The following is a 19,646-nucleotide window of genomic DNA, read 5'->3' on the forward strand; positions in this document are numbered from 1 at the left end:
GAATCATTGTTGCCAGGAGTAATGAAAAGCCATAAATTGTGGCGTGCCTTTATCGTCCGATATCCCTCTCTTAACACCCGTAGGTGCAGGTCTTCAGCCCGACCCCCTCCAGGCCCCGCCGCCGGGCGGTCTCCGGCACGGTTCGCGCGTACATCGCCCGGGCGGCGGTGGGCCCTGGGCCGAGCTGATCCTCGGGCGGCACTACCTGGGCCTGATCATGGGACTGGCCACGACCGGCGTCCTCACCTGGGGTCTGGGCCGCAGTGCCCTCTGGCTGGACGAGAGCGCGAGCGTGATGGCGACCCAGCGCAGCTGGTCGCACCTGTGGACCCTGGGCCAGGGCGCCGAGACCCCCTTGCTGCCGTACTACGTTCTGCTGAAACTGTTCACCGGTGGGGCCCGGATTCTGGTCCCGGCCCTGCAGAACCATCCCGAGGTGCTGTACCGGCTGCCGTCGGTCATCGTCACCGTCCTGGCCGGCTGGGTCCTGACCGCCTGGCTGAGCCGGGTCGCCCCGCCCCGCCTGGTCGTGGCCTGTGGCGCCATGCTCCTGCTGACCACGGGCTTCTCCCGCTTCGGGCAGGAGGCCCGCCCCTACGCCGCGGTCCTGTTCCTGGCCGTGGTGGTCACCGTGCTGTGGAGCGTGATGGCCCACGACACCCGCTGGCGCTGGAGCGTGGGCTACGCCCTCGGCGTCGCCGCGATGATCTCGCTGCACACCCTCAGCGCCGGGCTCCTCGCGGCCCATCTGGTCGCCACCCTGGTCTGCCGGCCACAGCGCTCCCTGCTGCTGCGCACGACGATGGCCGGGACACTGGGAGTAGCGCTGGCCTCGCCGCTGATCCTCACCACCGCCGGCAACGGCACCGGCCCGCTGTACATCTATCCCGACGTCACACCGCGTTACACACTGGGCCTTTTCGTGCGGTTGTTCACCAACGATCAGTCGCCGCTGCTCCTGGTCGGGCCCGTCCTCCTGCTGGCCCTGGTCGGGCTGGTACAGGTGCTTCCGGGCCCGTTCACCTTCGTCGCCCGCCTGGCGGCCTGCTGGGCCCTGGTTCCCCTGATCGCCATGGTCCCGGTCCTGCTCGTGCACCCCAACCTGCTGGTCGGGCGTTACGCCCTGTTCGTGGTCCCGGCCTGGGCCCTCCTGGCCGGACTCGGCGTCGTGACCCTGGCCGACCGGGCCCGCGCGCTCCTCACCGACAGGCCCCGGGCCGCCACCGCCCTGGCCACCGCGGTGACGGTCGCCCTGATCGGCGGGACCACCGCGCTCGAAGCCCACTCCCAGACCGGGATCCGCACCGCGGCCGGGCACCGCGAGGACATCCGCCCCGCCCTGGCCCTCGCCGCCCGGCCGCAGTACGCCGACCTGAGGATCGTGGTCAACAGCCGCAACGGCGCCGTCGAGGTCGGGGTGTACGGCCGGGCCCTGGAGAAGCGGCTCGTCATGCAGCGGGTGCAGCGCGAGGGCCCGGCGATCTGGCCCGACCCGGTTCCGGCCGAAGACGTGAAAAAGGTACTGAGGGAAAAGAATCAGCTGATTCTGCTGCAGCGGTACGCCATCGAGCCCGGTTGCGACCAGACCGCGACACCGGTCCCCGCGGCCGAGATCGATCTCTGCGAGCCGAAGCTGCTGAAGAATTTCGGGTTCCACGTGCAGAAGATCGAACCGGCCGGCGACGGATGGGTCTTCGCGCTCATGCGGAAGGACCGGCGGTAGCGCTCGCTGTCCAGGCCCGGATGCCTCCGTCGAGATGCTGCAGGAGGCCGTATCCCTGGCTGCGCAGCACCTGGATCGCCCGGGCCGATCGCTGACCGGTCGCGCAGTACAGGATCAGCGGCCGGTCACGGGGGAGACCGGCCGCTTCCAGGCCGGCGAGCGGCACCAGAAGGGCTCCCGGGATGGCGTTCCGGGCGTGCTCAGCCGGTTCCCGCACGTCGATGAGCAGGAAGTCGTTGTCCCCGGCGGTGCGGGCCCGCAGGCGTGCGGCCAGGTCTCCCGCCGTGATCGTGGGCAGCGCCGGCGGTGCCATCCGGGTGATCGGTGCCCGGGTGGGGTCGGGGGTGAGGCGGAACGTGCGCCACGACCAGGTCTGCGCGTCGAGGGTCACGACCCGGCCGAGCAGGCTCTGGCCCGTGCCGGTGATGAGTTTGACCGCCTCGGCGGCCATGATCGAGCCGAACAGGCCACAGACGGCCCCCAGGACGCCCGCGTCGTTGCAGTCGAGCACGGTGCCGGGGGCAGGCGGTTCGGGGAACAGATCCCGGTACTGCGGGCCGTGTCCGTCCCAGAACGTGCTCGCCTGACCCTGTGATCGCGCAACGGCGGCCCAGACCCACGGGGTGCCGGCCAGGACGCAGGCGTCGTTCACCACGTAGCGGGTGGGGAAGTTGTCCGAGCCGTCGAGCACCAGGTCGTACTGCTCGACCAGCCGGACGGCGTTGGCTGGGTGCAGCCGTTCGCGATGGCGCTCGACGCGCACCAGCGGGTTGGCCCGGTGCACCGCATCGGCGGCGCTGTCCACCTTGGGCCGCCCGACGTCCGCACCGGTGTGGATGACCTGCCGTTGCAGGTTGGACTCCTCGACCACGTCGTCGTCCACCAGCCCGATCGTGCCCACCCCGGCCGCGGCCAGGTACTGCAGGGCGGGCGATCCGAGACCCCCGGCTCCCACCAGCAGCACGCGCGCGGCCTTCAGCCGTCGCTGACCGTTCCCGCCCAGGTCCGGGAGCACCAGATGGCGCGCATAGCGCCGGTGTTCGGCCTCGGTCAGAGGGTCTCCCGGCTCGACCAATGGTGGACGCACGTCACTGGTCACGAGCGGTCACCGAACTCGGCCAGACCCACCGGGGTCGAGGAGGCCAGCGCGCGTTCCCGTTTCGGGATACGCCCCGCGAGCCGGGCCGCGTGCCCGGCCTGGACGGCCAGCCGCATCGCGACCGCCATCCGCGCGGGGTCCTGGGCCCGGGTCACGGCGGTGGCCAGGAGCACGCCGTCGCACCCCAGCTCCATCGCCAGGGCGGCGTCGGAGGCGGTGCCGACACCGGCGTCCAGAATGATCGGCACGGAGGCCCGTTGAGCGATCAGGGCGATGTTGTGCGGGTTCAGCACGCCCAGGCCGGTGCCGATCGGGGCGCCGAGCGGCATCACCGCAGCGCAGCCGGCGTTCTCGAGGCGGAGTGCCAGCACCGGGTCGTCGTTGGTGTAGGCCAGCACGGTGAAGCCGTCGTCGACCAGCTGGCCGGCCGCGTCGAGCAGTTCACCGGCGTCCGGGAGCAGGGTGTCGTCATCGGCGACCACCTCGAGCTTGACCCACGACGTGCCGAGCAGTTCGCGGGCCAGCCGGGCCGTCAGCAACGCCTCGCGGGCGGTGCGGCATCCGGCGGTGTTGGGCAGGACCTGCACGCCGACCCGGTTCAGCACGTCGATCAGCCCACCGCCGGCTGCGGGGTCGATCCGGCGCATCGCCACCGTGGTCAGCTGCGTGCCGGAGGCCCGCAGCGCGCTCTCCAGGATGTTCAGGTTGCCGGCACCACCGGTTCCCATCACCAGCCGGGAGGTGAAGGCCTGGCCGGCGATCCGCAGCGGTTCGCCGGGCAGTTCGGGAACCGGGGTGCCGATCAGGGATGCGCTCGTCATCCGCCCGCCACCGCCCCGAGAACCTCGAGCCGGTCGCCGGTACGCAGGCGCGTCGTCGTCCACTGCCCGGCCGGGACCACGTCGTCGCCCAGGGCCACGGCCATTCCCGTCGGCCGGGGCGCCTCCTCGTCGCCGGGGCCGGTCAGATGACGTAGCACGTCCACAATGGTTGCCCCACTGGGTAATTGCAGGGGTTCTCCGTTGACGATCACCTCGAGCACCGTGGTCCTACCTCCGTCCGGCCGTGGCCGCCGCAGCGGTGTCACGGCCTGTCGTCACTATGTCGGCCGACCGGGCCGGCCCGGGCCGCCGGGGATCGCAGGCCCGCACCGGGCCCTCGGGAACCTCGCCGTCGATCAGGGCGGCGGCGACGGCGTCGGCGGTGACCGCGCACAGCAGCACCCCGTTGCGGTGGTGGCCGGTGGCCAGGGTCAGGCCCGGAACCACGGAAGGCCCGATCAGGGGCAGATTGTCGGGGGTGCCCGGGCGGCACCGCGCCGTCGTCCCGGTGAGCTCCAGTTCCGACACGGCGGGCACCAGGGCCTGCGCGTCCCGCAGGAGATCGTGCACGGCGCCGGCCGTGACCCGCTGGTCCAGGCCCACGTCTTCACTGGTGGCCCCGACCACCAGTTCACCGTTCTCGCGCGGCACCAGGTAGACATCCCGTCCGTGCACCACCGCGCGGACGGTGCGGCGCAGAACGTGCTCGCCCGCGGGCATCCGCAGCCGCAGGATCTGTCCCTTGACCGGCCGCACCGCCGGCACGACCGACCGGGACCACGCCCCGGTGGCCAGCACCACCCGGGGTGCCCGCACCAGTGTCCCGGAATCCAGACGGACCCCGGCGAGCGCCTCGTCCACCCGTTCCGGGGTGCCCGAACCCTGAACGGTGACCACCCCGGCGGCCGTGGCCGCGATCCGCAGGGCCTCCAGCAGCCGGCGCGGATCGACCTGGTGGTCGTCGGGGATCAGTGTGCCGGCGCTGACCCCCGGATCGAGCATCGGCTCCAGGTCGCGGCACCGGCGCCCGGTGAGCGCCTCGACCGTCAGCCCGAGACCAGCCTGCAGACGCCGGTTCTCGGCCAGGCGCGCGCGGTCGTCGGCGGTCAGGGCCACGGCCAGGGTGCCGCACCGGCGGTACCCGGTGACCACACCGCTGACCCGCTCGAGTTCCCGGACGAAGTCCGGGTATCCCTGCGCCGCGTGACAACCCAGGCGCAGCAACGGTTCCTCACCGGGCTGCACCTCGCTGACCGGGGCGAGCATCCCGGCCGCCGCACCGGAGGCACCCGATCCGGGCGCAGGGTCGACGAGGATCACTCGCAGCCCGCGCCGGGCCAGCCGCCAGGCACAGGCCGCGCCAATGACACCGCCGCCCAGGACGACCACATCGGTGGCCGAAACAGGCACGTCTAGTAACATGTTCGAGCTCCCTTCGCCGGCATGACCCGGAGCAGGTTCAACGGTCGGCGAGATGTTCGCCCTCTCAGCCCTCGGTGGGCTCCCGTGCTGGCATCACCATACCCCGCGAAATGCGACACTTCAGCGCATGCCCCGACTCCCGCACCCGGCCCTGACCCGGGCCCGCCTCTACCTCTGCTGCGATTCCCGTTCCCGCCAGGGCGATCTCACCGACTTTCTGGACGCCGTGCTGGCGGCCGGGGTGGACGTCATCCAGTTGCGGGAGAAGGGACTGGAGGCCGCGCACGAGCTGGAGCTGCTGGAGGTGTTCGGCGCCGCGGTGCAGCGGCACGGCCGGTTGCTGGCGGCCAACGACCGGGCCGACATCGCCGCGGTCGCCCGCACCGACGTGCTGCATCTGGGTCAGCGCGACCTGTCCCCGGGGGCAGCGCGGGGGCTGGTCGGCCCGCAGACCCTGATCGGGCGCTCCACCCACGACCGGGATCAGTTCGACGCCGCCCGGGCCGACCCCGAGGTGGACTACGCCTGTGCCGGGCCGGTCTGGGCGACCCCGACCAAGCCGGGTCGGGCGGCCACCGGCCTGGACCTGGTGCGGCACGCCGCGCGCACGACCGAGGACAGCAGTCGTCCTTGGTTCGCGATCGGTGGTATCGACCTGAGCACGGTGGACGCCGTGGTCGAGGCCGGTGCCCGCCGCGTGGTGGTGGTGCGGGCGCTCACCGGGGCCGACGATCCGGCCCACGCCGTGCGGCAGTTGCTGGACCGGCTGCCCCCGGCCGTCGACTGAGGGCCGGGGGCAGCCGAGAGGGCCACCTGGTCAGGTCAGTACGTCACGACGAACGAGTCCCAGTTCTCGTTCGTGTCACCGGGCACGATGTTCGTGGCCGCCGACTGGAACAGGAACGTGGTGTCGTCGGCGATGGCGGTGATGGACACCCAGAGGTCGAACGGCTCGCCGGCCGCGTTCTCGGCGAGTCGGTAGACATTGCCGGTCGACAGATTACGGACGAAGGTGCCCGACCCGGGGTCGCCGGGGGCGACGTTCGTGTCCTGGGAGTCGAAAGCCACCGACTGTCCGCTGGGGGAGATGACCGGGCTGCGGGCACCGCTGGCCCCCTGACCGCCGTCGGTGGTGATCTCGACCAGCTCGGTGACGCCGGTGTCGAGGTGACGCACGTAGACGTCGTTCGCGTGGGCCCCGGGGGTCACCAGGTCGGTGTAGGTGGAGTAGAAGGCCACGGCCTTGCCGTTCGCGGAGATCGACGGGCTGCTGGACCCGCTGCCCCGAACACCCGTGGTGGACTGTGATCCGTCGTTCTTCACCGAGACCCGGGTGGTGGTGCCGTCGACCAGACTGTGCACGAAAACGTCCATGGTCAGGTTGGTGTCGCCCGGTACCAGATTCTCCGCCCGGGAGGAGAAAGCCACCGTGCGGCCGTCGCCGGAGATCACCGGTTCACCGTTGTCGCGGTTCTTGGTGTAGATCGTCGGTGGGTTCGCCGGTTCCGGCTCGGACTGCTCCCCGGTCGAACTGACCGAGACCCGGCTGGTGACCTTGGTCTTCAGGTTCCGGACGAAGATGTCCTTCGTGCCGTTGGTGTCGTTCGGCACCAGGTCGGTGGCCGGGGAGTCGAAGGCGATGAGGTTGCCGTCGCCCGAGATCGAGCTGTACACGTAGCCACCGCCGGAGTCCGCGGCGCCGCTGGTGCCGATCGACACCCGCGTGATCGTGCCGGTGCGCATGTCACGGCGGAACACGTCGGTCTTGCCGTTCGTGTCGGCGGCCACGAGATTCGTGGCCGCGGAGGTGAACGCGACGTACCGGCCGTTGTCGGAAACCTTTCCGCCCGCGCCGTTCCCGTCGGGGATGCCACCACCGAGGGCGACGTCCACCGGCCGGGTGGTGCCGGTCGTGGTGTCCTTGAGGAACAGGTTCGACCGGATCGAGTTGCTGGGCGTGCCGGGCATGCTGACGTAGCTGGTGAACAGCACGTACCGGCCGTCCGGCGTGATGTCCTCGGCGTCGTTCATGCTGTCGAGCTGGCCGCCGGCCGAATCGGTGGAGACCCTCGTGAAGGTCGGCCCCGTGTCGGCCCGGGCGGCGCCGGCCGTCACCGGCAGGGCGGCCGCGGTGGTGGCGGCGAGAAGTGCGAGAAGTCGTCCGTGACGTCGCTGCATGGTGCTCCTTGAGTGATCAGTCCCCGAGCTCATGTGATTCCCCCGAGCTCACCCGGAAGCCAGACCTGCCTCTTCCGGACAATTCACGCTACATCGCCCATGCGGGTCGGCGGGCGCAAAGTCCCGGACCGGTTTCCCCGTGCTCGAACGCCGCCCGCTTGACAGGTTTGGAACGGCGTTCCAGCATGTTCTGGAACGACATTCCACAGTCACGCGAACGCATCTCTCGAAGGAGTCCGCATGGGTAACCCAGTCACGATCATCGGCGCCGGCCTCGGTGGCCTCACCCTGGCCCGGGTCCTGCACGTCCACGGCATCCCGGTCGCGGTCTACGAGGCGGACGCCTCGGCGGGGGCACGCACCCAGGGAGGCCAGCTCGACATCCACGAGCACAACGGGCAGGTTGCCCTGCGGGCCGCCGGCCTGTTCGAGGAGTTCCGGGCGATCATCCATGAGGGGGCCGAAGCCTCTCGCGTGCTGGCCCCGGACGGCAGGGTGCTGCTCGACGAACCGGACGACGGCACGGGTTCGCGCCCCGAGGTGCTGCGCGGCGATCTGCGGCGGATCCTGCTCGATGCCCTGCCGGAGGGAGCGGTGCGGTGGGGGCACAAGGTCACCGGCGTCCGTTCCCTCGGCGAGGGCCGCCACCAGGTCGACTTCGCCGGCCAGCCGAGCGTGACCACGGGCCTCCTGGTCGGGGCCGACGGCGCCTGGTCACGGGTGCGACCCCTGCTCTCCGACGCCGTACCCCGCTACACCGGCTTCTCGTTCGTCGAGACCTACCTGTACGACGCCGACACCCGCCACCCCGCGACGGCCCGGGCCGTCGGTGACGGGGCGCTCATCGCGGTGGTGCCGGGCAAGGGGATCCAGGCCCACCGGGAGAAGGGCGGCACCCTGCACACCTACGTGGCGCTCTCCCGGACTCAGGACTGGTTCGCGGACATCGACTTCGCCGATGCCGCCGCTACCACGCAGCGCATCGCCGCCGAGTTCGAGGGATGGGCGCCGGAACTCACCGCACTGATCACCGACGGCGAGACCGCCCCGGTGCTGCGCCCCATCCACGCCCTGCCGATCGGCCACCGGTGGGAACGGATCCCCGGGGTGACGCTGCTCGGTGACGCCGCCCACCTCTCATTCCCGAACGGTGAGGGCGCCAACCTCGCGATGTACGACGGCAGCGAACTCGGCCGGGCCATCGCCGGGCACCCGGACGACGTGGAGGCCGCCCTGGCCACCTACGAACAGTCGCTGTTCCCCCGCAGCGAGCACGAGGCGGCCGAGGGGCACCGCGACTTCGACCTCATCTTCGGCGACACCGCTCCCCACGGCCTCATCGCCCTGTTCACCGGACAGCAGCAGCCGGCCTGAGTAGGTCGGTGATCTCGCTCGTGGTGCCGATCTGGGCCAGGACGGGGAAGACGCGGGTGAGGCTGGAGCGGTGCGACTCCTCGGACAGGTCGGCGATCGCGTCCGAGGCGATGACCACGTCGTAGCCCAGGTCGTAGGCCGTGCGGGCCGTCGACTCGACGCCGAAACTGGTGGCCAGGCCGATGATCACGGTCTGCGTCACACCGAGGTCCCGCAGCTGTTCGTGCAGGTCGGTGCCGGTGAAGGCGCTCCACGCGCTCTTGCTGATGACGATGTCACCGGGCTGCTGCGCGAGCTGCGGGGCCAGGGTGTCCCAGCCCTCGGGCATCGGGCGCGGGCCTCCGCCGTACTCGGTCAGGCCGGAGGGCATGGCGTGCGCGGTGACGAGGACGACGGGCCGGCCACCGGCGCGGAAGGCGTCGGCCAGGGTGGCGGCGTTCGTGAGGATCTGCCCGGCGGGCGTGGTGAGGTTCTGCGCCAGGGTGCCCTGCTGGAGATCCACGACGATCAGGGCGGCGTGCTCGCGGATGGCGGTGATGGTCATGATGCCCTTCCTGGGGGAGCGGATCGGTTCGAGCAAAATAGCCGACCGGCTATCTATTGGCTAGCCGATCGGCTAGCCATCCTCCGGGTAGGATGCATCGTTGAGGCCGAGTCGAGGCGGAGGAGTGGTGGGCGCGTGGATGCCGCGATGCGGGGCGATGCGCGCAAGGAGACCCCGCGGTCCAGGCTGCTGGCGGCTGCCCTGGCGCTGTACTCCCGGCACGGGGTCAACGGCACGTCGCTGCAGATGATCGCCGACCGTCTCGGGGTGACGAAGGCCGCTGTCTACCACCAGTTCCGCAGCAAGGACGCGATTCTCCTGGCTCTGCTCGAGCCGCTCGTGAGCGACATGCGCGAGGTGGTGGAGCGGGCCGAGTGCGAGCGCACCCGCACAGCCCAGGTCGAGTCGGTGCTCACCGGAGTCATCGACCTGGCGGTACGGCACCGTGAGGTCAGCGCGCTGATGCAGGCCGATCCGGCGGTGCCGGCCCTGCACGCCTCGCAGTCGGACAGCGCAGCGCTGTCGGAGCGGATCGGGCAGTTGCTGCTCGGCCCCGACCCGGAGCCGGGCCGGCTGATCAGCGTCGCGATGCTCGGATCGGCCCTGATGATGACGGGCAAGAACCCCAAGCTCGCGGCCGTGGAGGACGAGGAGCTGCGGCGGCAGATGCTGGTCGCGGCCCGCCGGTTGCTGGGGCTGAGAAGCCGCGGCTGAGGCCTATTCGGGCGCTCCGGCGAAGTAGGTGTGGCACAGGGCCCGGAACTCCCGCGCCCGCTGGGTGAGGCGGGCTCCGGTGCGGGTGGCCAGCACCACCTGCACGGCGGGCACGGCCTCGACGATGTCCAGCGTGGTCACCGAGCTGCCGTTGTGCGTGTAGCCGTGGGCCAGGCGCCGGTTGAGCACCGCGTAGCCGTGCCCGTCACCGACGAAGGCGCGGACCGTCTCGTACCCGCGGAACCGGTGACGGACCTTCGGGCTGACGCCGGCCGCGGTGAACACGTCCTGGATGTAGTCGCGGGTGGAGGGCAGGTCGAGCAGGATCATCGGCTCGTCGGCCAGCTCGCGCAGGCTGACGCGCCGCACGCCGCGGGTGGCCAGCGGATGGTCCGAGGCCACGATGACGTGCGCGGGCAGGGTCTCCAGCGTCTCGTAGGTGAGGTCGCCGCCGATCGACATGTCGTACATCAGGGCGACGTCGCACAGGCCGTCCAGCAGGGCCAGCCGGGTCGATTCCTGATCGCTCTCCAGCAGGTGCACGTCGACCGCCGGGTGGAGTTCGGAGAAGCGCCGTAGCAGCCGCGGAAGGTCTTGCGAGGCAAGCGGTTCGTAGACGCCGACGACCAGGCTGCCGGTCATGCTGGCCTCGTCGCCGCGCACGGCGGCGGGCAGCTGGTCGACCTCCTCGATCAGCGGCAGGCACTGGTCCAGCAGGCGCCGGCCGGCGTCGGTCAGCTCCAGACCGCGCCGCGGGATGCGCCGGAACAGGGCAGAGCCCATGGAGCTCTCGAGCTGACTCATCGCCGACGACAGCGCCGACTGGGTCATGTGCAGCTCGCCGGCCGCGACCGTCATGTTGCCCAGGCGCGCGGTAGTCACGAAGTAGCGCAGCTGCAACAGCGTGAACGGCCTGGACATGAGGAGGAGAACATATCCTGGATGCGGATCGCGCCCGAGACACCGGTGCGAAAAGACGAAACGCCATCTGATTCATCGGGGAAACGGGAGGCAACCGTGTCGCGAGACGCCGTCATCGTCGAGGCCGTACGCACACCGGTCGGCAAGCGCGGCGGGGGACTGGCCCCCGTGCACCCCGCCGACCTGACCGCCCTCGTCCTCACCGCACTCGCCGACCGCACCGGGCTCGACCCGGCCGTCGTCGACGACGTCATCTGGGGCTGCGTCTCCCAGTCCGGCGAACAGACCGGCAACATCGCCCGCACCGGCGTCCTGGCCGCCGGCTGGCCCGAGTCGGTGCCCGCCACCACCGTCGACCGGCAGTGCGGATCATCGCAGCAGAGCTTGCATTTCGCGGCCGCCGGGCTGATCGCCGGCCACTACGACGTGGTCGTGGCCGGCGGCGTGGAATCGATGAGCCGCGTGCCGATGTTCTCCTCCGCCGCCGGCCAGGACCCGCTGGGCCCGCGCTACCACCAGCGGTACGGCGAGGGCGGCCCGAACCAGGGCATCGGCGCCGAGATGATGGCCGACCGCTGGCACCTGAGCCGCACCCAGCTCGACGAGTTCGCCCTGACCTCGCACGAGCGGGCCGCCGCCGCGCAGGACTCCGGCCGGTTCGAGGCCCAGATCGTCCCGGTCGGAGACGTCACCACCGACGAGGGCATCCGCCGCGGCGGCACCCTTGAGGCCCTGGCCGGGCTCAAGACCCCGTTCCGCGCCGACGGCGTGATCTCGGCCGGAAACGCCTCCCAGATCTCCGACGGCGCGGCCGCGCTGCTCATGACCACCACCGACAGGGCCCGCGAGCTGGGACTGACACCCGTGGCCCGCGTCCGCGCCACCGCACTCGCCGGGGCCGACCCGGTGATCATGCTGACGGCCCCGATCCCCGCCACCCAGAAGGTGCTGCAGCGCTCGGGCCTGCGCCTGGACGAGATCGGCGCCTACGAGGTCAACGAGGCCTTCGCCCCGGTACCCCTGGCCTGGCTGGCCGAGTTCGGCGCCGACCCGAAACTGCTCAACCCCAACGGCGGCGCGATCGCCCTGGGCCACCCGCTGGGGGCTTCCGGTGCCCGCCTGCTGACCACCCTCGTCCACCATCTGCGCGACCATGGCATTCGCTACGGCCTGCAGACCATGTGCGAAGGCGGCGGCACGGCGAACGCCACCATCCTCGAACTGCTCTAGGCGCTACCGGCCAGATGCGACCGGGCCACCGACTGGAACCTCCGGACCAGGGCGTTCGGGTCGCCGATCCGGCTGACCATCACGACCTGGCTGGTGGGGGCGCCCTCGATCGGCACGGTCACCAGGCCGGGGCGTAGCGTGCTGCGCCGGTCGCCCACCGGCAGTACCCCGATCGCCTGCCCTCCGGCCACCAGTTCCAGCTTGTCCTCGTAACTTTCGATCGCCGGACCGGCCGGCGGATCGCCCAGCAGCCGGTACGCGCTCCACATCGACGTGGTGACGGGGCAGGGGAACGGGCGCTCGCCAACCAGGTCGTCGGGCGTCACCGACGTGCGCCCGGCCAGCCGGTGGCCCTCGGGAACGACCAGCATCCGGGGTTCCTCGTAGAGCGGGGTGGTGCGCAGGTCGTCGGCCGGGAACGGCAACGGGATCCGGGCGACCAGGACGTCGACCTGACCCGCGGGGAAGTCCGGCAGTTTCTGGCAGTCCAGGTGGCGGGTGCGGATCTCGGCCTGCGGGTGCAGGCGGCGCAGCTCGCGCACGGCCGGGGTGATCACCAGGTCTTCGGCGTAGCCGATGGTGATCCGCTCGCCCGGGGCGTAGGCGCGGGCGGTCCGGATCGCCCGCCGGGAGGCCTGCACCAGCGCCTGGGCCTCGGGCAGGAACGCCTTACCCGCCTCGGTGAGCAGATTGCCCTGCGGCGTGCGCTCCAGCAGCCGCACGCCCAGGCGATCTTCCAGGCGCTGGATCTGCCGGCTCAGGGACGGCTGGGCCAGGTGCAGCTCGGCGGCGGCCCGGCCGAAGTTCAGGTGCTCGGCCACCACCGTGAAGTAGCGCACCAGCCGCAGCTCGAGGTCTTCGCCCAGGTCGTTCACCCGGTCCACGGTACCCCCATGCGCTTTCGGTATGGCGGGGTGCGAAACAGGTCTTGGACGGGCCGGGGGGTTGCGGGTTTGACTCGTGGCACCGGTTGCGACGAGGAAAGAAGAAGGCAATGAAGGCGATTCGCCTGCACGAGTACGGCGGCCCCGAGGTTCTGCGGTACGAGGAGGTCCCGGTTCCGGTCCCGCAGTCGGGTGAGGTGCTCGTACGCGTCCACGCCGTCGGCGTCAATCCGCCGGACTGGTACCTGCGCACGGGCATGGCGGCCGAGCTGCCTCCGGAGATCATGCCGAAGTTCGACCTGCCCGTGATCCCGGGAACGGACGTCTCGGGGGTGGTCGAGGCGCTCGGCCCGGACGTGGAGGGTTTCTCCGTCGGTGACGAGGTGTTCGGCATGCTGCGTTTCCCGGGCATCGACGGCCGCGCCTACGCCGAGTACGTGGCCGCCCCGGCGTCGCAGCTGGCGATCAAGCCGGCCGGGATCGACCACGTGCACGCCGCGGGTGCCCCGATGGCGGCGCTCACCGCCTGGCAGTTCCTGATCGAGCTCGGGCACGACGCGCCCTCGCCGTTCCAGCCGCAGCCGCATCGTCCGGTGCCCTTCGGCCCGGGTTCGACGGTGCTGGTCAACGGGGCCGCCGGGGGAGTGGGTCACTTCGGGCTGCAGCTGGCGAAGTGGAAGGGCGCCCGCGTCATCGCGGTCGCCTCGGGCGGTCACGAGCAGTTCCTGCGTGACCTGGGCGCCGACGAGTACGTCGACTACACCAGGATCACGATTGAGGACGTCGTGAACGACGTCGATCTCGTGCTCGACACGGTCGGTGGCCCGGCGAGCAGCCGGTTCCTGCCCGTCCTCCGCCGGGGCGGAGCGCTGTTCCCGGTGTTCTTCGCCCAGGTCGATCCCGAAGAGACCGCCCGGCTGGGCATCTCGGTATCCAGCACCCAGGTGCGCTCCAGCGGCGAGCAGATGGCGCAGCTCGCCGGCCTGCTGGAGAAGGGCGTGCTGCGCGTCGGCGTCGACAGCACTTACGCTCTGGAGGACGCAGCCGCGGCCCACGAACGGGCGGCGCAGGGGCACATCCGGGGCAAGATCGTGCTGACCGTCGCATGAGTGCCCTGGAGGCGTCCCAGCGCCTGGCCGTCCAGGAGGCGCTGGCCCGCTACGCTCTGGCCCTGGACGACCAGGATGCCGCCGCCTTGGAAAGCGTTCTCACCGAGGATGTCTCCTGGAACTTCACGCTGGCCGGCCAGGGTGACCTCGGCCCGGTCGCCGGGCGCGAGGCGGTGCTCGGCTTCGTGCGTGAGTCGTGGACCACGCAGACCGACCGGAGCCGCCATTACCTGAGCAACGTCGTCGTGAACGGTGAAGGCCCCGACACGGCTGCGGCCCGGGCCTACCTGCTGATGACGTCGGACTCCCGGGTCGTCACGACCGGCTCCTACCGGTTCTCGCTGCGGGCCTCAGGTGGCGAATGGCGCATCGCGCAGCTGGTTCTCGGGATGGAGAACGCCGGGTGACGACGGGACGGCCGGTGCCCCGCGGGTCACCGGCCGTCCGGGTCGGTTCACGATGACGCCGATGTCACCGAAGACGGCGGCGTCCTTCGAACAGGGGTGATCGCCAGGCAATATGTGGATCAAACGGCGCCAGGCGCCTGGTTGCGACACTGTGTGACGCATTCGTAGCTGTGTTCTCTTGGAGAAGTCCGCAGGACCCTGCGCCGAAACCGTCCGCTTGCTCTCGCGGGAACTGCTGCTCTGGTGGCTGACGGCTGGGTTCCCGTGGTGGCGGGGTCCGCACGGGCGGCCGATGGCAAGGCCACCGCCGCTGTGATCAGCGAACACCATCCGCAACTGAGAACGCGATCTGGTCGCCCTTCTGGGTGTGCCTTCAGCGGGCGGGGCCGGCGGGTCCAAGTCTGTGGGCCCGGCCCGGCTGCGCAGGAAGCCCGCTCAGGCGCACGTCCCAGCCGGTGTGCTCGGCGATGTCGGCCCTTGATACATCGATGGATGAATACATCTTTGCGTGTACTGTCGAGGCATGGAGGTCGCGACGCACGGTCAGGTGCTGACGCGGTTCGGGTTTGCGCTGTCGGATCCGACCCGGTCACAGATACTGCTGGCGCTGCGCCAGGCACCGGCGTACCCGGCCGACCTGGCCGAGGGGATCGGGGTGTCCCGGCAGTCGCTGTCGAATCATCTGGCCTGCCTGCGGGGATGTGGCCTCGTCGTCGCCGTCCCGCAGGGCCGGCGGGTGCGGTACGAACTGTCCGACAGCCACCTCGCGCACGCCCTGACCGAACTGCTCGACGTGGTCCTGGCCGTGGATCCCGAGGCCTGCACCGCTTCCGGCGCCGGGAAGGACTGCTGCTGATGAGTCTCATCGAGCTGGGCCCTTCCCCGGCGCGCCGGGCCTTACTGACCCGCCGGGTGCGGCTGCTGGTCGCCGCGACCATCACCTACAACGTGGTCGAGGCGATCATCGCCCTGTCGGCCGGGGCCGCCGTGTCCTCCAGCGCCCTGCTCGGGTTCGGGCTGGACTCGGTGATCGAGGTGTCCTCGGCGGCCGCGGTGGCCTGGCAGTTCTCCGCCCGGGACCACACGGTGCGGGAGGCCCGTGAGCACACCGCCCTGCGGGTGATCGCGCTGTCCTTCTTCGCCCTGGCCGGTTTCGTCACGCTCGACGCGGTCCGGACCCTGACCGGTACCGGCGAGAGCAGCCCTTCGACCATCGGAATCGTTCTGGCCGCCGTGTCTCTGGCCATCATGCCCGTCCTGTCGTACGCCCAGCGGAGCACCGGCCGTCAGCTCGGCTCGGCCTCGGCCGTCGCCGACTCCCAGCAGACCCTGCTGTGCACGTACCTGTCCGCGGTCCTGCTGCTCGGCCTGCTGGCCAACACTCTGCTCGGGTGGTCCTGGGCCGACCCGATCGCGGCCCTGGTGATCGCGGCCGTAGCCGTTCGCGAGGGGATCAGCGCCTGGCAGGGCCAGGACTGCTGCCCTCCCACCACAGCTCTGGCCTTCGGCCCAGATCGCCAGAGCGGAACGTCGGACACGAACAGCGGTACCTGCGGCTGCAGCCCGGGCTGCACCTGCTGTTCCTGAGCATCTCGTTCTCACCCAGCACCGACGCGCCCCTGGTTCCGGCCCTCACCGTCAGCCGGCGCGCGATTCGGCGGATCGCCGGCCCGGTCGTCAGAATGTCAGGCCAGCAGCAGCTCCCGCTTCGGGTCGCGCAGGATCGCCCCGATCCGGGCCAGCGCCTGAGCACCCTGCTGCCCGTCGATGATCCGGTGGTCGAACGACATCGCCAGCTGCGTCGTCCACCGCAGCGCGATCCGGCCCTGGTGCTCGGCCGGGGTCTGGCGCACCGAGCCCAGGCACAGGATCGCGCTCTGGCCCGGGTTCAGGATCGGGGTGCCCGAATCGACGCCGAACACACCGATGTTCGTCAGCGTGATCGTGCTGCCCGACAACTGGGCCGGGCTCGCCGCACCGGAGCGGGCCAGCTCCGTCATCCGGGTGACCTCCCGGGCGAGGGCGGGCAGCCCGAGACCACCCGCGTCCTCGATCGTCGGTACCAGCAGGCCCCGCGCGGCCGCCGTCGCCACCCCCAGATGAATACGCGGGTGCCGCAGGATCTCCTGGTCCCCGAACGTCGCGTTCAGATCGGGGAACTCGCGTGCGGTCAGGCACAGGGCCCGCGCCGCGAGCAGCATCACGGTGACCCGCACGCCCTCGAAAGCCTTGTCCGCCCGCAGTTTCCCGACCAGTTTCACCGACTTCGTGACGTCCACCGTGTGGAACACCGTCACGTGCGGGGCGGTGAACGCGCTCGCCGTCATCGCCGCGGCCGTGGCCGCGCGCACCCCTCGCACGGGGATGTGCTCGTCCCCGTCCACCACAGCCGCCACGATCGCCGGTACCGGGGGCACCGACGCTGCCACCACGTCCTCACGCGTCACCACACCGTCGCGACCGGTGCCCGCGAGCGACGCGAGATCGATGCCGAGGTCCTTGGCCAGTTTGCGCACGGGTGGCTTCGCCAGAGGACGCGGGGGGACGCCGGCGGTCGGGTCGGCCGCCGGGGTCGCTTCCGTCGGTGCGGGTGCCGGGGTGGTTTCCTCGGGCGGTCGGGCCGGGTTGCGCCCGTTCGATGGTGGACGCCGGCGGGCTCGCCCCCGGCTGTGGCTGGGTCCGTACCCGACCAGTGTGGACGGGGGTTTCTCGTCGTCGGGCACGCCGATGGGTTCGTCCATCGGCCCATCCTCGGTGATCGTGATGATCGGCGTGCCGACGGGTACCAGTTCACCGGCGGCCACGAGCAGTTCGCCGACCACCCCGGCGTACGGGGAGGGCAGTTCGACCAGCGACTTGGCGGTCTCGATCTCGACCAGGGGGTCGTTGACGGCCACCTGGTCACCGACGGCCACCCGCCAGGTGACGATCTCGGCCTCGGTCAGGCCCTCGCCCACGTCGGGCAACCGGAATCGCTGGGCAGCAACCGATCCCATCAGAACTCCAGGAGTTTGTCGATCGCGGCCAGCACCCGGTCGGCGTCGGGCAGGTACTGGTTCTCGTATTTCGCCGGCGGGTAGGGCAGGTCGAAACCGGTGACCCGCAGCACCGGCGCCTCCAGGTGGTAGAAGCAGCGTTCGGTGACCCCGCTGACCACCTCCGCGCCGAGCCCGGCAAAGCCCGGGGCCTCGTGCACCACCAGGCAGCGCCCGGTTTTCCGCACCGAGGCGCACACCGTGTCCAGGTCCAGCGGCGACAGCGATCTCAGGTCGATCACCTCGAGCGAACGGCCCTCTTCCTGCGCGTAACCGGCTGCTTCGAGGCAGGTCGCGACCATGCCGCCGTAACAGACCACCGTGGCGTCGGAACCCTGCCGCGCGATCACGGCCCGGTCGAACGCGGGAGCCAGGGAAAGGTCGTCGGACACCTCGCCCTTCTCCCAGTACCGGCGCTTGGGCTCGTAGAAGATGACCGGGTCACCGCAGGCCAGGGCCTGCCGGAGCAGGTAGTGCCCGCTCTGCGGGTCGGAGCAGATCATCACGCGCAACCCGGAGGTATGGGCGAAATAGGCCTCGTTGCTCTCGCTGTGGTGCTCGACCGCACCGATGCCCCCACCGCACGGGATCCGCACGACGACCGGCAGCGGCACGTGACCGGCCGTGCGGGCGCGCATCTTGGCCAGCTGCGACACGATCTGGTTGAACGCCGGGTAGACGAACCCGTCGAACTGGATCTCGCAGATCGGGTGGTAGCCGCGCATGGCCAGACCGATGGCCGTGCCGACGATGGACGACTCGGCCAGGGGCGTGTCGATGACCCGCTCGGCGCCGAAATCCTTGCTCAGGCCGTCGGTCACCCGGAACACGCCACCCAGCGGGCCGACGTCTTCCCCCATCACGATCGCCTTCGGGTCTTCTTCCAGCACGTGTCGCAGCCCGGAGTTCAGTGCCGCGGACAGACTCAGCCGGGTCATGACGACACCTCCTCGTAGGCCGCGACGTAGTCGGCGTACCCGGCCTTCTGCTCCGCCAGCAGTGCGGAGCGCCCACCGAGCACCGTGTCGAACAGCCCGTCCAGCTCGACCGGGCCGAAACTCTGCACCGCCGAGCGCAGATCAGCGCCCAGCCGCTCGCACTCGGCGTCCAGACCGAGGCGCCACGCAGGCGTCCACCAGTCCCGCGCGTCCAGAAGTTTCTCGACCCGGGCCAGGGGATCGCGCGACGCCCACGCGTCGGCCTCAGCCTGATCCCGGTAGCGCGTGGGGTCGTCGGAGCTGGTGTGCGGGCCGGTGCGGTAGGTCACCGCCTCGATCAGCGCGGGCCCGCCGCCGGCCCGGATCTGGGAGACCGCCTGGCGCGTCGCAGCGTGCACGGCCAGCACGTCGTTACCGTCGACGAAGAACGACTGCAGGCCGAAACCCCTGGCCCGCTGGTGGATCGGGGTCCGCATCTGTAGCCGGGTGGGGGTGGAGATCGCGTACTGGTTGTTCTGCACGAAGAACAACACCGGCGCATGGCAGGCCGCCGCCCAGTTGAACGCCTCGTTCGCGTCGCCCTGGCTGGTGGCGCCGTCGCCGAGGTAGGCGGTCACGACCTCGTCGGTCCCGTCGCGCTGCACCCCCATCGCGTACCCGGTGGCGTGCGGCAGATGGGCCGCCAGCACCACGGTGTAGGCATGCAGGTGAAGGGCCGCCGGATCCCAGCCGCAGCCGGAAATGCCGCGCCACTGCTCCAGCATCTGCGCCGGTGTGACCCCGCGGACCAGGGCCGTGGCGTGCTCGCGGTAGCTCGGGAAGACGTAGTCGGTCGGTCTCAGCGCGGTGATCGACCCGACCTGCGCGGCCTCCTGGCCCAGGCTCGGCGCCCAGAGGCCGAGCTCGCCGTGGCGCTGCAGGGAGAAGGCCTCGGAGTCGAGGCGGCGGGTCAGGCGCATCCAGCGGTACAGGTCGCGGACCAGCTCGGCCGTGACCTCCAGGGACGTGTCCCAGAGCGCCTCGGTGGATGCCTCGGAGGATGTCTCGGAGGATGTCTTCAGGGCGCCGTCGGGCGCCAGAAGGCTGGCAGGCTCCCCGGTTCTCGACGGGTCGCCGACGTGCTCATCGTGCGTCATTGCATCCTCCACCAGGTCAGGTGCTGGATCCCGGGACGATGGGTGGCCGCCTCGGGACCCGCGGATGAGTCCGTGATCCACCGTGGGTGAGGTGAATCACGGACAATGTAG

The 19,646-nt window shown here is 70.9% G+C and carries 20 protein-coding genes and 1 riboswitch; of the genes, 9 read left to right on the forward strand and 11 right to left on the reverse strand.

The annotated features are described in order from the left end of the window. The first annotated feature begins 43 nt into the window (after nucleotides 1–43). Nucleotides 44–1,723 (forward strand): hypothetical protein, encoded by a 1,680-nt coding sequence (locus LR393_RS21335; RefSeq protein ID WP_231485898.1) that lies wholly within the window; start codon nucleotides 44–46, stop codon nucleotides 1,721–1,723. Here the strand turns inward: LR393_RS21335 and moeB are convergent. The 4 genes from moeB to thiO are packed head-to-tail and all read right to left on the reverse strand — an operon-like array spanning nucleotide 1,701 to nucleotide 5,053. Further along, on the reverse strand, nucleotides 1,701–2,822 hold the full coding sequence (gene moeB, locus LR393_RS21340; RefSeq protein WP_231485899.1) for a molybdopterin-synthase adenylyltransferase MoeB: 1,122 nt from the start codon (nucleotides 2,820–2,822) through the stop codon (nucleotides 1,701–1,703). The genes LR393_RS21335 and moeB overlap by 23 nt on opposite strands. Beyond that, on the reverse strand, nucleotides 2,819–3,643 hold the full coding sequence (locus LR393_RS21345; protein WP_269327635.1) for a thiazole synthase: 825 nt from the start codon (nucleotides 3,641–3,643) through the stop codon (nucleotides 2,819–2,821). The genes moeB and LR393_RS21345 overlap by 4 nt, the downstream gene beginning before the upstream one ends. Beyond that, entirely contained in the window at nucleotides 3,640–3,864 is a 225-nt protein-coding gene (thiS, locus tag LR393_RS21350; protein ID WP_231485900.1) for a sulfur carrier protein ThiS, read from the reverse strand. The genes LR393_RS21345 and thiS overlap by 4 nt, the downstream gene beginning before the upstream one ends. 7 nt (nucleotides 3,865–3,871) lie before the next feature. After that, the gene (gene thiO / locus LR393_RS21355; protein ID WP_231485901.1) at nucleotides 3,872–5,053 is read right to left on the reverse strand and encodes a glycine oxidase ThiO; all 1,182 of its coding nucleotides are present in this window, start codon (nucleotides 5,051–5,053) and stop codon (nucleotides 3,872–3,874) included. Between the two features lie 3 nt (nucleotides 5,054–5,056). Then, nucleotides 5,057–5,161, reverse strand: a riboswitch (TPP riboswitch). Between the two features lie 31 nt (nucleotides 5,162–5,192). Between thiO and thiE the strand changes: the two genes are divergently transcribed. Further along, nucleotides 5,193–5,852: a thiamine phosphate synthase gene (gene thiE / locus LR393_RS21360; RefSeq protein ID WP_231485902.1), complete on the forward strand. Its 660-nt coding sequence runs from the start codon at nucleotides 5,193–5,195 to the stop codon at nucleotides 5,850–5,852. 35 nt (nucleotides 5,853–5,887) lie between these two features. Here the strand turns inward: thiE and LR393_RS21365 are convergent, their stop codons facing one another. Next, nucleotides 5,888–7,243, reverse strand: a complete 1,356-nt coding sequence (locus LR393_RS21365; protein WP_231485903.1) for a TolB-like translocation protein — start codon at nucleotides 7,241–7,243, stop codon at nucleotides 5,888–5,890. Between the two features lie 240 nt (nucleotides 7,244–7,483). Between LR393_RS21365 and LR393_RS21370 the strand changes: the two genes are divergently transcribed. After that, nucleotides 7,484–8,617 (forward strand): FAD-dependent oxidoreductase, encoded by a 1,134-nt coding sequence (locus tag LR393_RS21370; protein WP_231485904.1) that lies wholly within the window; start codon nucleotides 7,484–7,486, stop codon nucleotides 8,615–8,617. On the opposite strand, the gene LR393_RS21375 is transcribed toward LR393_RS21370, so the two are convergent. Next, a complete protein-coding gene (locus tag LR393_RS21375; protein WP_231485905.1) occupies nucleotides 8,592–9,161 on the reverse strand; it encodes an isochorismatase family cysteine hydrolase in 570 nt (189 codons plus the stop codon). The two genes, LR393_RS21370 and LR393_RS21375, sit on opposite strands and share 26 nt — an antisense overlap. A 135-nt stretch (nucleotides 9,162–9,296) precedes the next feature. Between LR393_RS21375 and LR393_RS21380 the strand changes: the two genes are divergently transcribed. Continuing rightward, nucleotides 9,297–9,875 (forward strand): TetR/AcrR family transcriptional regulator, encoded by a 579-nt coding sequence (locus LR393_RS21380; protein WP_231485906.1) that lies wholly within the window; start codon nucleotides 9,297–9,299, stop codon nucleotides 9,873–9,875. Nucleotides 9,876–9,878: 3 nt separating this feature from the next. On the opposite strand, the gene LR393_RS21385 is transcribed toward LR393_RS21380, so the two are convergent. Further along, on the reverse strand, nucleotides 9,879–10,796 hold the full coding sequence (locus tag LR393_RS21385) for a LysR family transcriptional regulator (protein ID WP_231485907.1): 918 nt from the start codon (nucleotides 10,794–10,796) through the stop codon (nucleotides 9,879–9,881). Between the two features lie 96 nt (nucleotides 10,797–10,892). Between LR393_RS21385 and LR393_RS21390 the strand changes: the two genes are divergently transcribed. Further along, nucleotides 10,893–12,026, forward strand: coding sequence for a thiolase family protein (locus LR393_RS21390; RefSeq protein WP_231485908.1), 1,134 nt, complete (start codon nucleotides 10,893–10,895; stop codon nucleotides 12,024–12,026). Here LR393_RS21390 and LR393_RS21395 read toward each other — a convergent pair. After that, complete coding sequence (locus LR393_RS21395) at nucleotides 12,023–12,901, reverse strand: LysR family transcriptional regulator (protein ID WP_231485909.1); 879 nt, start codon at nucleotides 12,899–12,901, stop codon at nucleotides 12,023–12,025. The two genes, LR393_RS21390 and LR393_RS21395, sit on opposite strands and share 4 nt — an antisense overlap. 119 nt (nucleotides 12,902–13,020) lie before the next feature. Between LR393_RS21395 and LR393_RS21400 the strand changes: the two genes are divergently transcribed. From LR393_RS21400 to LR393_RS21415, 4 genes are all read left to right on the forward strand, one after another. Beyond that, nucleotides 13,021–14,019, forward strand: coding sequence for an NADP-dependent oxidoreductase (locus tag LR393_RS21400; protein WP_231485910.1), 999 nt, complete (start codon nucleotides 13,021–13,023; stop codon nucleotides 14,017–14,019). After that, nucleotides 14,016–14,426, forward strand: a complete 411-nt coding sequence (locus LR393_RS21405; RefSeq protein WP_231485911.1) for a nuclear transport factor 2 family protein — start codon at nucleotides 14,016–14,018, stop codon at nucleotides 14,424–14,426. Before LR393_RS21400 ends, LR393_RS21405 begins: the two co-directional genes overlap by 4 nt. Nucleotides 14,427–14,949: 523 nt before the next feature. Continuing rightward, on the forward strand, nucleotides 14,950–15,282 hold the full coding sequence (locus tag LR393_RS21410) for an ArsR/SmtB family transcription factor (protein WP_231485912.1): 333 nt from the start codon (nucleotides 14,950–14,952) through the stop codon (nucleotides 15,280–15,282). Continuing rightward, nucleotides 15,282–16,013: a cation transporter gene (locus LR393_RS21415; RefSeq protein ID WP_231485913.1), complete on the forward strand. Its 732-nt coding sequence runs from the start codon at nucleotides 15,282–15,284 to the stop codon at nucleotides 16,011–16,013. The genes LR393_RS21410 and LR393_RS21415 overlap by 1 nt, the downstream gene beginning before the upstream one ends. 98 nt (nucleotides 16,014–16,111) lie before the next feature. On the opposite strand, the gene LR393_RS21420 is transcribed toward LR393_RS21415, so the two are convergent. The 3 genes from LR393_RS21420 to LR393_RS21430 are packed head-to-tail and all read right to left on the reverse strand — an operon-like array spanning nucleotide 16,112 to nucleotide 19,535. Beyond that, nucleotides 16,112–17,422: a dihydrolipoamide acetyltransferase family protein gene (locus LR393_RS21420; RefSeq protein ID WP_231485914.1), complete on the reverse strand. Its 1,311-nt coding sequence runs from the start codon at nucleotides 17,420–17,422 to the stop codon at nucleotides 16,112–16,114. After that, nucleotides 17,422–18,399 (reverse strand): alpha-ketoacid dehydrogenase subunit beta, encoded by a 978-nt coding sequence (locus LR393_RS21425; RefSeq protein WP_231485915.1) that lies wholly within the window; start codon nucleotides 18,397–18,399, stop codon nucleotides 17,422–17,424. The genes LR393_RS21420 and LR393_RS21425 overlap by 1 nt, the downstream gene beginning before the upstream one ends. Next, a complete protein-coding gene (locus LR393_RS21430) occupies nucleotides 18,396–19,535 on the reverse strand; it encodes a thiamine pyrophosphate-dependent enzyme (RefSeq protein ID WP_231485916.1) in 1,140 nt (379 codons plus the stop codon). Before LR393_RS21430 ends, LR393_RS21425 begins: the two co-directional genes overlap by 4 nt. Between the last annotated feature and the right edge of the window lie 111 nt (nucleotides 19,536–19,646).

The organism is Kineosporia mesophila, assembly GCF_021129235.1.
Classification (GTDB): Bacteria; Actinomycetota; Actinomycetes; order Actinomycetales; family Kineosporiaceae; genus Kineosporia; species Kineosporia mesophila.

Excerpts from the sequence above, each read along its gene's own strand:
- LR393_RS21375 (WP_231485905.1), bottom strand. The coding sequence starts at position 9,161 with ATGACCATCACCGCCATCCGCGAGCACGCCGCCCTGATCGTCGTGGAT.
- LR393_RS21365 (WP_231485903.1), bottom strand. The coding sequence starts at position 7,243 with ATGCAGCGACGTCACGGACGACTTCTCGCACTTCTCGCCGCCACCACC.
- LR393_RS21430 (WP_231485916.1), bottom strand. The coding sequence starts at position 19,535 with ATGACGCACGATGAGCACGTCGGCGACCCGTCGAGAACCGGGGAGCCT.
- LR393_RS21410 (WP_231485912.1), top strand. The coding sequence starts at position 14,950 with ATGGAGGTCGCGACGCACGGTCAGGTGCTGACGCGGTTCGGGTTTGCG.
- LR393_RS21385 (WP_231485907.1), bottom strand. The coding sequence starts at position 10,796 with ATGTCCAGGCCGTTCACGCTGTTGCAGCTGCGCTACTTCGTGACTACC.
- LR393_RS21345 (WP_269327635.1), bottom strand. The coding sequence starts at position 3,643 with ATGACGAGCGCATCCCTGATCGGCACCCCGGTTCCCGAACTGCCCGGC.
- LR393_RS21425 (WP_231485915.1), bottom strand. The coding sequence starts at position 18,399 with ATGACCCGGCTGAGTCTGTCCGCGGCACTGAACTCCGGGCTGCGACAC.
- LR393_RS21405 (WP_231485911.1), top strand. The coding sequence starts at position 14,016 with ATGAGTGCCCTGGAGGCGTCCCAGCGCCTGGCCGTCCAGGAGGCGCTG.
- thiE (WP_231485902.1), top strand. The coding sequence starts at position 5,193 with ATGCCCCGACTCCCGCACCCGGCCCTGACCCGGGCCCGCCTCTACCTC.
- LR393_RS21370 (WP_231485904.1), top strand. The coding sequence starts at position 7,484 with ATGGGTAACCCAGTCACGATCATCGGCGCCGGCCTCGGTGGCCTCACC.
- LR393_RS21420 (WP_231485914.1), bottom strand. The coding sequence starts at position 17,422 with ATGGGATCGGTTGCTGCCCAGCGATTCCGGTTGCCCGACGTGGGCGAG.
- LR393_RS21400 (WP_231485910.1), top strand. The coding sequence starts at position 13,021 with ATGAAGGCGATTCGCCTGCACGAGTACGGCGGCCCCGAGGTTCTGCGG.
- LR393_RS21415 (WP_231485913.1), top strand. The coding sequence starts at position 15,282 with ATGAGTCTCATCGAGCTGGGCCCTTCCCCGGCGCGCCGGGCCTTACTG.